The organism is Buttiauxella sp. WJP83, from assembly GCF_027594725.1.
Taxonomy (GTDB): Bacteria; Pseudomonadota; Gammaproteobacteria; order Enterobacterales; family Enterobacteriaceae; genus Buttiauxella; species Buttiauxella selenatireducens.
The window spans coordinates 2,776,266-2,790,924 of the sequence record NZ_CP110080.1; the positions used below are offsets into that span (position 1 = coordinate 2,776,266).

Below are 14,659 nucleotides of genomic sequence, written 5' to 3' on the forward strand. Positions count from 1 at the left end.
GTTTATTCCTCACGGCTGAAATCAAGTCCTGGGCTCAGTGTCGCAGGCAGCGGGAATGATGGGCTTTCCAGTGTTGCCATTGGCCACGCGCAGTAATCTGCCGCATACCAGGCACTGGCGCGATGGTTGCCCGAAGCACCCACTCCACCAAACGGTGCCGCACTCGACGCCCCCGTAAGAGGCTTATTCCAGTTAACAATCCCGGCGCGAGCTTCCAGCACGAGCTGGTCGAACTGTTCACGATGCGGCGAAATCAGTCCACTTGCCAGTCCGTAACGGGTGTCATTCGCCATCGCTATTGCCTGGTCAAAATCGGCATAACGGTACACGGTCAGTAACGGGCCAAAAATTTCTTCATCCGGCACGTTTGCCACACCGGTTAATTCAATGATGCCCGGCGTCAGTAATGAAGAACCCGATTTGATAAGCTTTGGCTCAAGCAGAGGTTTCCCACCGCGTGCGATATGCTCCTGCCAGCCCGTCAATACGCGTTCTGCGGCTTGTACCGAAATCAGCCCACCGATAAACGGCTGCGGTGACGCATCCCACGCATCCGGGCGGATCCGCGCAGCCACTTCAACCAGACGACTTAAAAACGCATCGCCCTGAGCACCTTGTTTTACCAACAAGCGACGCGCACAGGTACAACGCTGCCCAGCGGTGACAAATGCTGACTGAATCACCAGATGCACAGCGCCATCGATATCTTCAGGCTCTTCAACAATCAGCGGGTTGTTGCCACCCATTTCCAGAGCAAGAATTTTTTCCGGCTGCCCGGCAAACTGGCGATGAAGTTGATAGCCCGTGTTGGCGCTGCCGGTAAAGAGCAAACCATCAAGCCCAGGTTGCTGTGCCAGAGCCTGACCTGTTTCGCGCCCGCCCTGCACCAGGTTCAGCACACCATCAGGAATACCGGCCTGCTGCCAAAGTTTCATGACCAACTCACCAATCAGCGGTGTCAGTTCGCTGGGTTTAAACACCAGCGTATTTCCCGCTAACAGACCCGGTACGATGTGGCCATTCGGCAAGTGTCCGGGGAAGTTATACGGACCAAAGACCGCTAACACACCGTGTGGGCGATGGCGTAATGTCGCCGCACCGTCAGGCATCGTGGTGTGTGTTTCACCTGTGCGGGTGTGATAAGCCTTAATCGAGATAGCGATTTTGTTGATCATCGCCGTGATTTCAGTGGCTGACTCCCAGCGCGGTTTGCCGGTTTCCTGGGAGATAGTGACCGTTAATACTTCTTTGTTGGCTTCAAGTAACGCGGCAAATTTTTCGACGATGGCCTGGCGTTCGGCAAACGGGCGTCTGGCCCATGCCGGAAATGCGGCACGTGCCGCATGGCATGCTTGCTCAACCTGCTGCGCATCAGCAGCAAGGCCTTCCCAGAGCAAATCACCATTGACAGGATTGTGCTTTTGCAGCGCTTCGCCCTGACCGGAAATCCATTGTCCATTAATCCACTGAGTCATACTTTTTTCTCCTCGGGGCACAAACGCACCAGACGAACTTTATCGCCCGTGCTGCATTTCAGGGCATCCGCAGTTTTCGCATCAATAATCAGCCGGTCACCTTTCGGATTCGCCTTGAAAAGCATGGCACGGAATTCATTATATTTTTCATTGGCGACCAGACACATCGGCAGCTCTTCGGTTGCCGGTTGCCCAATGACGACTTCAACCAGCCGACTTTTGCGGATCGCACGGACCCGGTCGATATCACATTCAAGCGTTGGCCCGCCGTCAAAAATATCCACGTAATTGCGATAGCGGAAACCTTCGGCTTCGAGAACCGCTCGCGCAGGTGCCGTTTGCGGATGGACTTTACCAATCACCGCCCGCGCTTCTTCCGAGAGGAAATCGGTATAAATAGGATGCTTCGGCATTAACTCCGCGATAAACGCTTTCTGTCCGGTACCGCACAAATAATCTGCGCGGCTAAATTCCATCGAGAAGAAGCGGTTGCCTAGACTTTCCCAAAACGGTGAATGGCCATGCTCGTCAATCACGCCGCGCATTTCAGCGACGACTTTGTCGTTAAAGCGATCGCGGAAAGCGGCCATAAACAGAAAGCGCGATTTAGACAGCAGGTAACCATTGCCCTCTTTGCGCCAGTCGGCATCAAGGAATAGCGTACAAAGCTCGCTGCTACCGGTGTGATCGTGGCTGAGAAAAAGCGTCGGTAACGCGTTGTAGATATTCAACTCTTTGGACGCGTGAACATGCGTGCCAACGTGGTAGTTGTACCAGGGATCGTTTAACCCGACCGCAACTTCAATGGCGCAAATACCCACTACGCGCTCGGTTGATGTGTCTTCCAGGACAAAAACAAAGCCCTGTTCGCCTTTTGGCAGGCCACCCTGCCAGGTATGAATTGAGCGTTCGATACGTGCCGACAGCGTTTTTTCATCCGCAGGCAGCGAGGTCAACCCGCCACCTGTTTTACCCGCCAACGCCAGCAGCCCGGATAAATCGCCGCGCTCAACCGGACGGATAACCATCATGATTGCTCTCCCGCTAAAAAGCGTTCGCAAGCGCGCTCAAAACGATCCAACCCGGTTTGTACTTCGGCTTCACTGACAATTAAGGCTGGAGCAAAGCGAATCACATTCGCGCCAGCGATGAGCATCATCAAGCCTTCCTGAGCGGCCGCCTGTAAGATAAGTTTAGCTTTTCCGCTGTACTCTGGTTGCAGAACGCAGCCAATTAACAGCCCCAATCCACGTACTTCGCTGAACAATTTATGCTTCTGGTTAATCTTGTTTAAACGCTCGACAAACCAGTCATGACGCTGTTTAACGCCATTGAGCACGTCCGGTGTATTAATGATTTCCATCACGCGGCCTGCCACTGCACCTGCCAACGGGTTACCGCCGTAAGTGGTGCCATGGGTGCCCACGACCATGACTTTGGAGAATTTGTCCGTTGTCAGCATTGCGCCAATCGGGAAGCCGCCGCCTAACGCCTTCGCAGTCGAAAGCACATCAGGGGTGATGCCGTAGTGCATATAGGCGTAGAGTTCACCCGTGCGCCCAACGCCGGTTTGCACTTCATCGAAAATCAACACCGCATTGTGGCGGTCGCACAACTCACGTAGCCCTTGCAGGAAGGTAGGATCAGCAGGAACAACGCCACCTTCACCCTGTATTGGTTCAACAATCACCGCGCAGGTATTTTCATTAATCAGTTCACTGGCGGATTGCAGATCGTTATAAATGGCGTGGCTGATTTGCGGAGGTAACGGCGCAAAATCCTGTGAATATGCCGGTTGCCCACCCGCCGAAACGGTGAACAGCGTGCGGCCATGAAACGCGTTTTTGAAGGCGACGATACCGCTTTTCTGCGGGCCAAAATTATCATGCGCATATTTACGTGCCAGCTTCAGTGCGGCTTCGTTGGCTTCCGCACCAGAGTTGCAGAAGAAAACTTTGTCAGCAAAGGTGGCATCAATCAGCTGTTTTGCCAGGCGCAGAATCGGCTCGTTGGTGTAACCGTTGCCGGTATGCCAGAATTTTGCCGCCTGCTCTTCCAGTGCTTTGCGCAATTCAGGATTGGCGTGGCCGAGGGCGTTAACGGCAATCCCACCCGCAAAATCAATGTAATCTTTACCTTGCTGATCCCAAAGCGTCGACCCTTCCCCACGTACCGGAATAAAAGAAGCAGGAGCATAAACGGGCATCATCCATTCGTCGAAATTCTGGCGGGTAATTGACTGCGACATAGCGACCTCATCCGGTAAATAAAAGGTTATTTATATGTTAAATAATTGAGTGTTTGCGTTGTAAATGTAGATTGCACGCTTCGTGCCAGCCAGCGATAAAAATGCATACAGGAGGGTCGTGGTCGTTAAATCAATGAGTTACAAAATGACTCTATTCACATAAAATGAATAAATAGTGCATAGTTTTATGGTCGCGTATGGATCGCCGCATGAAAACGAGAAATATTATGCAGTGGTAAAATTTAATACTGGATTTGTGATCGATGCTGGGATTTGCACAGCGTTTACGCACCATATTGGCGCGAAGCGGCACATTTTGGTGCAGATATTGCTCGGTAATATTCATCGTCAATGTGGAATCAGCACATTGGCACTTTTTCTGCTACCATCCTGCAACATTGTTAAGTAACTACGGCAGCGACTTATGAAATTCGTCTCTTTTAATATCAACGGCCTGCGCGCCCGCCCTCATCAACTAGAAGCCATTGTTGAACAGCATCAACCCGATGTTATCGGTTTGCAGGAAACGAAAGTCCATGACGACATGTTCCCGCTCGAAGATGTCGCGAAGCTTGGCTACAACGTCTTTTATCATGGTCAAAAAGGCCATTATGGTGTGGCGTTGTTAACCAAAGAGACACCGATTTCTGTCCGCCGTGGTTTCCCAGGCGACGATGAAGAAGCGCAGCGCCGACTCATCATGGCTGAAATCCCTTCGCCATTAGGCAACCTGACGGTGATTAATGGTTACTTCCCACAAGGGGAAAGCCGCGACCATCCGACCAAATTCCCGGCGAAAGCGAAGTTTTACCAGGATCTGCAAAACTTCCTCGACAGCGACCTGAAGAAAGACAGTCCGGTGCTGATTATGGGCGATGTGAACATCAGCCCAACGGATCTGGACATTGGCATTGGCGAAGAGAACCGCAAGCGCTGGTTGCGTACCGGTAAGTGTTCGTTCCTTCCGGAAGAACGTGAGTGGATGGAAAGGCTGAAAAGCTGGGGTCTGGTGGATACATTCCGCCACGCTAACCCTGAAACCAACGACAAGTTCTCGTGGTTTGACTATCGCTCGAAAGGCTTTGATGACAACCGTGGCCTGCGTATCGACCTGCTGCTGGCAAGCCATCCATTGGCTGAGCGCTGTGTGGCAACGGGTATTGATTACGATATTCGCAGCATGGAAAAACCGTCTGACCACGCGCCTGTCTGGGCTGAGTTTAAGCTTTAAATTTTGGGTTAAGGGACATCTATACCCAAAATAATTCGAGTTGCTTGAAGGCGGCAAAGCCGTAAATCCCCAGGAGCTTACTCAAGTAAGTGACTGGGGTGAGCGGATGCAGCCAACGCGTAAGCAGCTTGAAGTATGACGGGTATATGCCACGCTGTAAAAATGGATTGGTATGATGAAAACCATTGATGTGGTTGCTGCAATCATTGAGCAGCACGGTAAAATTTTGCTGGCGCGCCGCCCGGAAAGCGGCGATCAGGCGGGTTTGTGGGAGTTTCCTGGCGGTAAGGTCGATGCCAATGAATCGCAACCTGCCGCCCTTGCGCGGGAACTGGAAGAAGAATTGGCGATTCAAGCCGTTGTGGGTGATTACGTTGCCAGCCACCAGCGTGAAGTCTCCGGACGAATCATTCATCTTCACGCGTGGAATGTGCGCGAATTTAGCGGGGAGTTAACGGCGCTTTGCCACAGTGAATTGATTTGGTGTTTACCTGCCGAGGCATTGAATTACCCTCTCGCCCCGGCAGATATCCCATTACTACATGCGTTTATGGCTTTACGCGACGCCAGACTAAAGGATTCGTGCTGAGGGTTTTCTCATCACGTTGGCATTGCAGTAAAACACCGCCATCGGCTTTCACCACTGCCCCTTCAGAATAGTTTTGATCCTGATAGATACAGCATTGACTACACGGTGCCGCACGTTGACCTTGCGAGCTGAAGACTTCTGGCGGCACCGAAATGTCTACCTGTGGATCAAGACGCTGCGCCATCCCCGGCAGGCTCATCATCAGCACTACGGCGGCGGCGAGCAGGTTTTTTATTCGCATCATCACTACCCTCTTTTTTAGCCCATTGCTTGCGCTTTTTTTCCTGCTCAGGAGGTGCTTTCACCCCTTTGAACGCATGATGTACCGGTTTAGTGCGCGCCTGGTGAATCAAGTCATACAGCGTTTGAACCAGCGGCTGCATGAAGTCCTGATAACGACACTGCTTTTCACTGATTTGCGTCAGCGTCGATTCCCACTGCGCCGTCATATCTGGCCGTGCAGCCAATTCAGGGAGCGAGTGAATCAATGCACGTCCGGCATCCGATGAATGAATGTAACGCCCTTTCTTCACCAGGAAAGCACGCTTGAACAGCAGCTCAATGATCCCAGCACGGGTCGCTTCAGTTCCCAGGCCATCCGTCGCACGCAGGATCTTTTTCAGATCTTTATCCTGCACAAAACGGGCAATCCCGGTCATGGCTGAAAGCAATGTCGCATCGGTGAAATGGCGCGGTGGCTGTGTTTGACGTTCATTCACTTCGCCTTTTTCACACAGCAACTCATCACCTTTAGCAACCACTGGCAACGGCGTGCCATCGTTCTCTTCATCGCGCTCTTTACTGCCCAGCAACGTGCGCCAGCCGGCTTCCGCAAGGAATCTCGCCTTAGCGTTAAATTTGCCACCGGCAATATCGAGATCGATGGTGCATTTACGGAACACCGCATCGGCACAGAACTGCATTAAGTATTGTCGGGCGATCAGGTTGTAAACTTTAGCTTCATTTTCTGAAAGCGAGATCTTCGAGCTACGTGCGGTGGGAATAATCGCGTGGTGAGCATCGACTTTTTTATCATCCCAGCAACGGTTACGCAGGTCGGTATTAACCGCAGGCTGTGGCAGCAAATCCGGCTGATGAACGCTAATCGCATTGAGCACCGCATGACGACCCGCAAAATGCTCTTCCGGCAAGTAGCGGCAATCCGAACGCGGGTACGTAATCAGCTTGTGTGTTTCGTATAGTTTCTGGCAAATATCCAGCACGTTCTGCGCACTTAAACCAAAGCGCTTTGCCGCTTCAATTTGCAGGCTGGAAAGAGAGAACGGGAGCGGAGCAACTTCTGATTCCCGTTTATCATTATAGGCCGTGACGATAGCTGGCTGGCCGCCGATGCGCTTCACCACATGCTCCGCTAGCGGGCGATGCAATAAACGCCCTTCTTCATCCTGATACGGTTCGCAGGATTCGCTCGGCTGCCAGGTGGCAACAAAGCGTTCATCCGCAGGCGTAACGATATGCGCTTTTACTTCAAAGAAGTCTTTGGCGACGAAATTCTCGATTTCTTCATCACGACGCACCACCAGACCAAGCACGGGCGTTTGAACGCGCCCGACAGACAGCACGCCCTGATAACCCGCGTTACGCCCAAGAATGGTGTAGGCGCGCGTCATGTTGATACCGTACAACCAGTCGGCACGCGCACGCGCAAGTGCCGATACGCACAATGGGATAAATTCACTGTTGGCGCGCAGACGCGTGATCGCTCGTTCAACGGCCTGCGGGTTGAGATCATTTATCAGACAACGTTGCACCTGCTGACGCTTTTCCGGCGCCAGTTGCAGGTAGTCCAACACTTCGTCCACCAGCAGTTGCCCTTCGCGATCCGGGTCACCTGCATGAACCACTTCGTCAGCTTGCACGAGCAATTTTTTGATGGCGTTGAGTTGTTTGGTGACCGATGGCCGCGGCTGCAACTGCCATTTTTCCGGCACAATCGGCAAATCGGCCAGATTCCAGCGTGCGTAGCGTCCGTCATAAGCATCCGGCTGAGCCTGTTCCAGCAAGTGACCGATGCACCAGGTCACCACTTGCCCGTTGCCACACTCAATGAATCCATCACCCCGACGATGAGGTTTGGGTAGCACATCGGCTATAGCACGAGCAAGGCTGGGTTTTTCGGCAATAAACAGACGCATCCGACTAACGAATCTCAATCATCGGGCGACCGCCACGAGCAGTTCTCAGCTCGCCAATGGCAGTCAGTTTGATGCCATTCTTTTCAGCAACCGCCGCAACCGCGGCTTCTGCGTCGGCTTCAACAGCCAACAGCAGGCCGCCTGACGTTTGCGGGTCGCAAAGCAAATCACGCTGCGCCTGGGTCATTTCGCCCATCAGGTAACCGTAGCTGGCGAAGTTACGCGAGGTGCCGCCTGGCACACAGCCCTGGGCGATATAGTCTTCAACATCAGGCAATTTAGGGACTTTATCGAACCAAATTTCCGCCTGAACACCTGCGCCCTGGCACATTTCGCTCAGGTGTCCCAGCAGACCAAAACCGGTGACATCGGTCATCGCGGTGACGCCTTCGATATCAGCAAACTCAGCACCCGGCTTGTTGAGCTTGCACATCACTTCTGCTGCGAGGCCGTAGTGTTCTGGTTTGAGAAGCGATTTTTTCTCAGCGGTGGTCAACACACCAATACCGAGTGGCTTGGTGAGGAACAGTTTGCAGCCCGCGGTGGCGGAGCTATTTTTCTTCACGCGGTCAGTGGGAACAATGCCGGTGACGGCAAGGCCAAAGATAGGTTCAGGGGCGTCGATAGAGTGACCACCTGCAAGAGAGATCCCTGCTTGCTGGCAAACAAAACGCCCGCCCTCGATGACTTTACGCGCGATTTCAGGTTTCAGGGTGTTGATTGGCCAGCCCAGAATAGCGATAGCCATAATCGGTTTGCCGCCCATCGCATAAATGTCGCTAATCGCGTTGGTGGCAGCAATGCGCCCAAAGTCGAAGGGATCGTCGACGATAGGCATAAAGAAGTCGGTGGTGCTGATGACACAAGTGCCGTTGCCCAGATCGTAAACCGCCGCATCATCACTGGTTTCGTTTCCTACCAGTAAGTTGGGATCGACAAATTTAGCCTGCTCAGAGTGCAGAATAGTTTGTAAAACTTTCGGGGAAATTTTGCAGCCGCAACCAGCTCCGTGGCTGTACTGCGTCAAACGAACGGTTTGCTCACTCATGGACATCTCCTGTCATTGGCAATCGCTCTATGGTAGCGCTCAAATGACGAGGAGGTAAGACTACGTGTCTGAATTGCGCCGTTTCTGGTCACAATCCAGACACCTTTTGCGCGTTTGCTTAGAATTTACGCACAAACGGAGTGATGTCCGGCACACTGACCGTTGTAGAGGCTTTGAGTTGCGGTGTGCCCAGATATAAGAAGCCGACCACTTCATCTTGTTCACGGCAATGAAGCGCTTCCCGCACCGCTTCGCTTTCTGTCCAGATGCCTGTACGCCAGATGCCGTTGTAGCCCTGCGCGACCGCCGCCATCTGCATAGCCATCACTGCGCAACCGGCTGAAACCACCTGTTCCCAGACCGGGACTTTATGATTGTCATCGCAATGAGCGACAACCGCGATAATTTGCGGCGCGCGGAATGGCGCAGTACGCGCTTTTTCGATGCCCTTTTCGTCTTGCCCTTCGTCAATGGCCGCTTGCTCCATGACTTTACTGAAGCGTTCGCGACCTTCGCCTTCAATCACGATAAAGCGCCACGGCTGCAAGGTACCGTGGTCAGGGGCGCGCATACCTGCACGAATAATATTCTCCAGCGCTTCACCTGCAGGAGCGGGTTCTGCCAGGCGTGACGCGCTGCGACGGTTAAGAAGTAGTTCAAGTGCATCCATTTGATAACTCCTGTAATGATTTTAATCAGCGAAATTAACACAGCAGGTGATTTTGTTACAGCGCAGGGCAGATTTCCTACTGACATTTGCCCTGGGGGTAATTAGGATAGCGATTACTTTAGTTATCACGATATTTGATTTCGAACGGAGCATAAATGCGCACAATCGGGCGAGTTATTGCCGGTTTTTTTAAGTGGACCTGGCGTCTGCTTAACTTTATTCGAGAGTTTATTCTCAATCTATTTTTAGTGCTTCTGGTCCTGGTCGTTGTTGGGATCTGGATGCAGATTAACAGCGCCCCAGCAGAACCAGCGCGCGGTGCATTATTGCTTGATATCACCGGCGTGGTGGTCGATAAGCCTTCAGTCAGTAATAAACTGGGTGTTATTGGGCGTCAGTTGCTCGGTGCCAGTTCTGACCGCTTACAGGAAAACTCACTGTTTGATGTCGTCGATACTATTCGTCAGGCGAAAGATGACCGCAATATCACCGGTATTGTGCTGGATTTAAAAGAGTTTGCGGGTGCCGATCAGCCTTCAATGCAATACATCGGTAAAGCGTTACGTGAATTCCGTGACAGCGGCAAACCGGTCTATGCCGTGGGCGACAGCTACAACCAGGGGCAATATTATCTGGCCAGTTTCGCCAATAAAATTTGGCTCTCACCGCAAGGCGTGGTGGATTTGCACGGTTTTGCGACCAACTCAATGTATTACAAAACGCTGCTCGATAAGCTGAAAGTGACGACGCATATCTTCCGCGTGGGGACTTATAAGTCTGCCGTTGAGCCGTTTATTCGTGATGATATGTCCCCTGCTGCCCGTGAGGCCGATAGCCGCTGGATTGGTGAGCTTTGGCAAAACTACCTTGGAACAATTGCGGCTAACCGACAGATTACCGCTCAGCAGGTGTTCCCGGGTGCGCAAGCGTTACTCGATAACCTGCAAAAACTAGGCGGCGACACCGCAAAATACGCACTCGATAACAAACTGGTTGATGAACTGGCAAGCAGCGCGGCGGTTGATAAAGCGATGGTTAAGCAGTTCGGCTGGAATAAAGAAAACAAAGATTTCAGCTACACCAGTATGTATGACTATGTGGTGAAAAAACCTGCTGATAAAGGTGACGCCATTGCTGTCATCCTCGCAGATGGTGCCATCATGGACGGTCAGGAAACACCGGGCCAGGTCGGTGGTGACACCACTGCTCAACAAATCCGCGAAGCGCGTCTTGATCCTAAAGTGAAGGCGATTGTTCTGCGTGTTAACAGCCCGGGTGGCAGTGTCACCGCGTCAGAAGTGATTCGTGATGAACTGGAAGCCGCACGCGAAGCAGGTAAGCCGATTGTCGTTTCAATGGGAGGTATGGCGGCATCTGGCGGTTACTGGATTTCTACGCCAGCCAATTATATTGTCGCAAGCCCAAATACCCTGACCGGTTCCATCGGTATTTTCGGCGTGATTAATACGGTGGAAAACAGCCTCGATTCGATTGGTGTGCATACCGATGGTGTTGCCACTTCTCCGTTGGCCGACGTTGCGGTGACGAAATCGTTGCCACCGGAAGTCCAGCAGATGATGCAGTTGACCATCGAAAATGGTTATAAGCGTTTTATCACTCTGGTTGCGGATTCCCGTAAGAAAACACCTGAACAAATTGATGCCATCGCGCAAGGTCATGTCTGGACAGGTCAGGATGCAAAAGCTAATGGTCTGGTGGATAGCCTCGGTGATTTCGACGATGCCGTTGCCAAAGCCGCCGAACTTGCGAAGCTGAAAACCTGGCATCTCGATTTCTGGCAGGATGAGCCAAGCTTCATCGATATGGTATTCGACAGCATGAGCGGTTCCGTTCGCGCCATGTTGCCACAAGCGCTGCAGGCTTATTTGCCTGCGCCGTTAGCGGATGCAGCGCTGGCTGTAAAAGCGCAAAACGATAAGTTTGGCATCATGAACGATCCACAAAATCGCTATGCCTTCTGCCTCACCTGCGGTGATGTGCGTTAAAACTCCTTCAGCCCGGCATCTGCCGGGCTGATTTTTTTGCCCCTTCCCTCTATACTGCGCCGCATTAAGGACAAAGCGACGAGTCACTCATGCAAAAGAAATCCATCTACGTTGCCTACACCGGCGGTACTATCGGTATGCAGCGTTCAGAACACGGTTACATTCCCGTCTCCGGTCACCTCCAACGTCAGCTGGCTTTGATGCCTGAATTCCATCGTCAGGAAATGCCTGATTTCACTATTCATGAATATCAGCCACTGATGGACTCCTCCGACATGACGCCGGAAGACTGGCAGCACATTGCCGATGACATCAAAGCGCATTACGACGAGTACGACGGTTTCGTGATTCTTCACGGCACTGACACCATGGCATTCACCGCCTCGGCGCTGTCATTTATGCTTGAAAACCTTGGCAAACCGGTGATCGTGACTGGCTCACAGATCCCTTTGGCAGAGTTACGTTCTGACGGGCAAATTAATCTGCTCAACTCGTTGTATATCGCAGCCAACTTCCCGATTAACGAAGTGACGCTGTTCTTCAATAATCGTCTTTATCGCGGCAACCGCACCACCAAAGCCCATGCCGATGGGTTTGATGCGTTCGCTTCGCCGAATCTTGCGCCATTACTTGAAGCCGGGATCCATATTCGACGCCTGAATACCCCAGCCGCGCCACACGGTGAAGGAGAGCTCATCGTTCACCCGATAACGCCACAGCCAATCGGCGTTGTCACGATTTACCCAGGGATCTCTGCCGATGTGGTTGGCAATTTCTTACGCCAGCCCGTGAAAGCGTTGATCCTGCGATCTTATGGTGTAGGCAATGCCCCACAGCATGGGGCTTTCCTCAAAGAGTTACAGGAAGCCTGTTCGCGCGGCATTGTGGTGGTAAACCTGACGCAATGTATGTCTGGTAAGGTGAATATGGGGGGGTACGCCACCGGTAATGCGCTGGCTCAGGCAGGCGTGGTTAGCGGCTACGACATGACGGTAGAAGCGACACTGACTAAACTGCACTATCTGCTCAGCCAAAATCTTGACGCACAGACTATTCGCGAGGAAATGTCGCGTAACTTACGCGGCGAACTCACCCCGGACGAATAAGGAGAGGCCATGAAACGCGCATTATTGATGGTAGATTTGCAAAATGACTTTTGCGCCGGTGGAGCGCTTGCTGTGCCGGATGGCGATAGCACGATTGATGTGGCGAACGCATTGATGAGTTATTGCAAAGCACGTGGCGACGCCATTTTAGCGACTCAAGACTGGCATCCCGCAAACCATGGCAGTTTTGCCAGCGTGCAAAAAACTGAGCCGTATACACAGGGGAAACTCGACGGGTTGAACCAAACCTGGTGGCCGGATCACTGCGTGCAAAACAGCGCAGGTGCGGAACTCCATCCCCTGCTCAATTCGCAGAGAATTGATGCTATTTTCCAAAAGGGCGAAAATCCTCTCGTTGATAGTTACAGTGGTTTTTTCGACAACGGACATCGCCAGAAAACGCAGCTCGACGATTGGCTATCCCGCCACGAGATTAAACAGCTGGTTGTGGTGGGCCTGGCAACGGATTATTGCGTTAAGTTTACTGCGCTCGACGCTCTGTCGCTGGGTTATGAGGTCACGGTTATCACCGATGGTTGCCGTGGTGTGAATCTGCATCCGCAAGATAGCCTTCGGGCGTTTCAGGATATGTCCGCAGCAGGTGCAACGTTGATGACGCTGGCTGATTTCACTTACTAAACCTTTTCAGGGCGCAAACGCGCCCTTCCCCTCGTTTCTCGATTCCGCTCTCATTCTTCACTTTTAAAGCTCGCTCATTTCTGAGAGCGCTCTCATAATCAAGTTGCTCATTAATACAGCATTTTAGCTGTATTTCTTATTAGCCTTCCGTCCCCCGGGCTTCGGCAGGCTTTATCAATATTGCTCGTCAAAGAGGAACTACCCTATGGTCTTCACGCGTAAACTGCTGCCGTTGCTGGCGGTAATACAAATCGCCTGTGCCGGTGTGGCTCAGGCAAGCTCATACCTCTCAGTAGGCTATTTCAACGGAGGGGGCGATGTCACTGCCGGGCCTGGCGGCGATATTGATAAACTCGATGTACGCCAGATAACCCATCTTAACTACTCGTTTGGTCTGATTTACAACGATGAAAAAGATGAGACAAACTCCGCGTTAAAAGACGCGTCTAAACTGCACCAAATCTGGCTTTCGCCAAAAGTGATGTCAGATCTTGAAAAAATCCCCGCGCTACGTAAACAGAATCCGCAACTGAAAGTCCTGCTTTCAGTGGGTGGTTGGGGAGCTCGTGGTTTTTCCGGTGCCGCTGCAACGCCTGAAAACCGTGCGGTGTTTATCCGTTCTGCGCAGGATGTGATTGCACGCTACGGTCTGGATGGTATCGATCTGGATTGGGAGTATCCCGTTAATGGGGCATGGGGTCTGGTGGCCAGCTCGCCTGAAGATCGCGCTAACTTCACCTCATTGCTTAATGAATTGCGTACTGCGTTGGGCAAACAAAAATTACTCACCATCGCTGTGGCTGCCAATGTGAAAGGCCCAACAGAGTGGGTCGACATGAAAGCCATCGCACCCGCGCTTGATTACATCAACCTGATGGCCTACGACATGGCGTACGGCACGCAGTATTTCAACTCGAATCTTTATGATTCGAAAACATGGCCGACGGTGGCAAAAGCGGATAAGTACAGTGCTGATTATGTAGTGAATAACTACATCGCTGCGGGTATGAAACCTGCTCAGCTCAATCTCGGTATTGGTTTCTATGGCCGAGTTCCTAAGCGCGCAGTCGAACCAGGCATTGACTGGGATAAAGCAGATGCGGCTAAAAACCCGGTTACACAACCCTATTTCGGCGCACCAGAGAAAGCCGTGTTTACGTCGTTTGGGCTAGATCTGGCGAAAGACACTTACCTCAAATACAACGATATTGTTAGCAATATGCTCAATGATCCCCAAAAACGCTTTACCGAACATTGGGACAACGATGCTCAGGTTCCGTATCTGACAATGAAATCAGCCGAGGGCAAAGACTTGTTTGCTATCTCTTACGAAAATCCACGTTCAGTGGCGCTTAAAGCCGAGTACATCAAAGCGAAAGGCTTGGGTGGAGCGATGTTCTGGGAATATGGGGCGGATGACAACAATCAGTTGGCAAAAGAGTTAGCAAAAGATTTGGGGATTAAGACGGAGCATTAACTTCCAGATAAGAC

General features: G+C 52.0%; 13 protein-coding genes. 6 read left to right on the forward strand and 7 right to left on the reverse strand.

The features are described 5' to 3' along the window. Positions 1-2 precede the first annotated feature (2 nt). From astD to astC, 3 genes are read right to left on the reverse strand one after another with little or no spacing between them, the layout of a single operon-like run. Positions 3-1,475 carry a succinylglutamate-semialdehyde dehydrogenase gene (astD, locus tag OH773_RS12840; RefSeq protein WP_270139233.1) on the reverse strand — a complete coding sequence of 491 codons (1,473 nt, stop codon included), beginning with the start codon at positions 1,473-1,475 and terminating at the stop codon, positions 3-5. Continuing rightward, on the reverse strand, positions 1,472-2,506 hold the full coding sequence (gene astA, locus OH773_RS12845) for an arginine N-succinyltransferase (protein WP_270139234.1): 1,035 nt from the start codon (positions 2,504-2,506) through the stop codon (positions 1,472-1,474). Before astA ends, astD begins: the two co-directional genes overlap by 4 nt. Beyond that, positions 2,503-3,723 carry a succinylornithine/acetylornithine transaminase gene (gene astC / locus OH773_RS12850; RefSeq protein WP_270139235.1) on the reverse strand — a complete coding sequence of 407 codons (1,221 nt, stop codon included), beginning with the start codon at positions 3,721-3,723 and terminating at the stop codon, positions 2,503-2,505. The genes astA and astC overlap by 4 nt, the downstream gene beginning before the upstream one ends. A 424-nt stretch (positions 3,724-4,147) precedes the next feature. Here astC and xthA point away from each other — a divergent pair, with 424 nt between their 5' ends. Together xthA and OH773_RS12860 are read left to right on the forward strand one after the other, a co-directional pair. Beyond that, positions 4,148-4,954 (forward strand): exodeoxyribonuclease III, encoded by an 807-nt coding sequence (gene xthA, locus OH773_RS12855; protein WP_183271778.1) that lies wholly within the window; start codon positions 4,148-4,150, stop codon positions 4,952-4,954. A 175-nt stretch (positions 4,955-5,129) separates the two neighbouring features. Then, positions 5,130-5,543 (forward strand): pyrimidine (deoxy)nucleoside triphosphate diphosphatase, encoded by a 414-nt coding sequence (locus OH773_RS12860; protein WP_270145851.1) that lies wholly within the window; start codon positions 5,130-5,132, stop codon positions 5,541-5,543. Here the strand turns inward: OH773_RS12860 and OH773_RS12865 are convergent. From OH773_RS12865 to OH773_RS12880, 4 genes are all read right to left on the reverse strand, one after another. Next, a complete protein-coding gene (locus OH773_RS12865) occupies positions 5,503-5,784 on the reverse strand; it encodes a YnjH family protein (protein WP_270145853.1) in 282 nt (93 codons plus the stop codon). The genes OH773_RS12860 and OH773_RS12865 overlap by 41 nt on opposite strands. Beyond that, positions 5,711-7,699: a DNA topoisomerase III gene (locus tag OH773_RS12870; protein WP_270139236.1), complete on the reverse strand. Its 1,989-nt coding sequence runs from the start codon at positions 7,697-7,699 to the stop codon at positions 5,711-5,713. Before OH773_RS12870 ends, OH773_RS12865 begins: the two co-directional genes overlap by 74 nt. Before the next feature lie 4 nt (positions 7,700-7,703). Further along, positions 7,704-8,747 (reverse strand): selenide, water dikinase SelD, encoded by a 1,044-nt coding sequence (selD, locus tag OH773_RS12875; RefSeq protein WP_270139237.1) that lies wholly within the window; start codon positions 8,745-8,747, stop codon positions 7,704-7,706. A 118-nt stretch (positions 8,748-8,865) separates the two neighbouring features. Next, positions 8,866-9,417: an NAD(P)H nitroreductase gene (locus OH773_RS12880; RefSeq protein ID WP_270139238.1), complete on the reverse strand. Its 552-nt coding sequence runs from the start codon at positions 9,415-9,417 to the stop codon at positions 8,866-8,868. A gap of 155 nt (positions 9,418-9,572) precedes the next feature. Between OH773_RS12880 and sppA the strand changes: the two genes are divergently transcribed. The 4 genes from sppA to OH773_RS12900 all read left to right on the forward strand — a co-directional run bounded on the left by sppA (position 9,573) and on the right by OH773_RS12900 (position 14,645). Next, entirely contained in the window at positions 9,573-11,423 is a 1,851-nt protein-coding gene (sppA, locus tag OH773_RS12885; protein ID WP_270139239.1) for a signal peptide peptidase SppA, read from the forward strand. Positions 11,424-11,512: 89 nt separating this feature from the next. Next, positions 11,513-12,529, forward strand: coding sequence for an asparaginase (ansA, locus tag OH773_RS12890; protein ID WP_270139240.1), 1,017 nt, complete (start codon positions 11,513-11,515; stop codon positions 12,527-12,529). Positions 12,530-12,538: 9 nt separating this feature from the next. Beyond that, positions 12,539-13,168: a bifunctional nicotinamidase/pyrazinamidase gene (gene pncA / locus OH773_RS12895; protein ID WP_270139242.1), complete on the forward strand. Its 630-nt coding sequence runs from the start codon at positions 12,539-12,541 to the stop codon at positions 13,166-13,168. A 205-nt stretch (positions 13,169-13,373) separates the two neighbouring features. Next, positions 13,374-14,645 carry a glycoside hydrolase family 18 protein gene (locus OH773_RS12900; RefSeq protein ID WP_270139243.1) on the forward strand — a complete coding sequence of 424 codons (1,272 nt, stop codon included), beginning with the start codon at positions 13,374-13,376 and terminating at the stop codon, positions 14,643-14,645. The last annotated feature ends 14 nt before the right edge of the window (positions 14,646-14,659 follow it).

What these genes read in the sequence shown, in the direction of transcription:
- OH773_RS12870 (WP_270139236.1), bottom strand. Translation starts at nt 7,699, where the DNA reads ATGCGTCTGTTTATTGCCGAAAAACCCAGCCTTGCTCGTGCTATAGCC.
- pncA (WP_270139242.1), top strand. Translation starts at nt 12,539, where the DNA reads ATGAAACGCGCATTATTGATGGTAGATTTGCAAAATGACTTTTGCGCC.
- OH773_RS12865 (WP_270145853.1), bottom strand. Translation starts at nt 5,784, where the DNA reads ATGCGAATAAAAAACCTGCTCGCCGCCGCCGTAGTGCTGATGATGAGC.
- OH773_RS12860 (WP_270145851.1), top strand. Translation starts at nt 5,130, where the DNA reads ATGAAAACCATTGATGTGGTTGCTGCAATCATTGAGCAGCACGGTAAA.
- ansA (WP_270139240.1), top strand. Translation starts at nt 11,513, where the DNA reads ATGCAAAAGAAATCCATCTACGTTGCCTACACCGGCGGTACTATCGGT.
- OH773_RS12880 (WP_270139238.1), bottom strand. Translation starts at nt 9,417, where the DNA reads ATGGATGCACTTGAACTACTTCTTAACCGTCGCAGCGCGTCACGCCTG.
- OH773_RS12900 (WP_270139243.1), top strand. Translation starts at nt 13,374, where the DNA reads ATGGTCTTCACGCGTAAACTGCTGCCGTTGCTGGCGGTAATACAAATC.
- xthA (WP_183271778.1), top strand. Translation starts at nt 4,148, where the DNA reads ATGAAATTCGTCTCTTTTAATATCAACGGCCTGCGCGCCCGCCCTCAT.
- selD (WP_270139237.1), bottom strand. Translation starts at nt 8,747, where the DNA reads ATGAGTGAGCAAACCGTTCGTTTGACGCAGTACAGCCACGGAGCTGGT.
- astC (WP_270139235.1), bottom strand. Translation starts at nt 3,723, where the DNA reads ATGTCGCAGTCAATTACCCGCCAGAATTTCGACGAATGGATGATGCCC.
- astD (WP_270139233.1), bottom strand. Translation starts at nt 1,475, where the DNA reads ATGACTCAGTGGATTAATGGACAATGGATTTCCGGTCAGGGCGAAGCG.
- sppA (WP_270139239.1), top strand. Translation starts at nt 9,573, where the DNA reads ATGCGCACAATCGGGCGAGTTATTGCCGGTTTTTTTAAGTGGACCTGG.
- astA (WP_270139234.1), bottom strand. Translation starts at nt 2,506, where the DNA reads ATGATGGTTATCCGTCCGGTTGAGCGCGGCGATTTATCCGGGCTGCTG.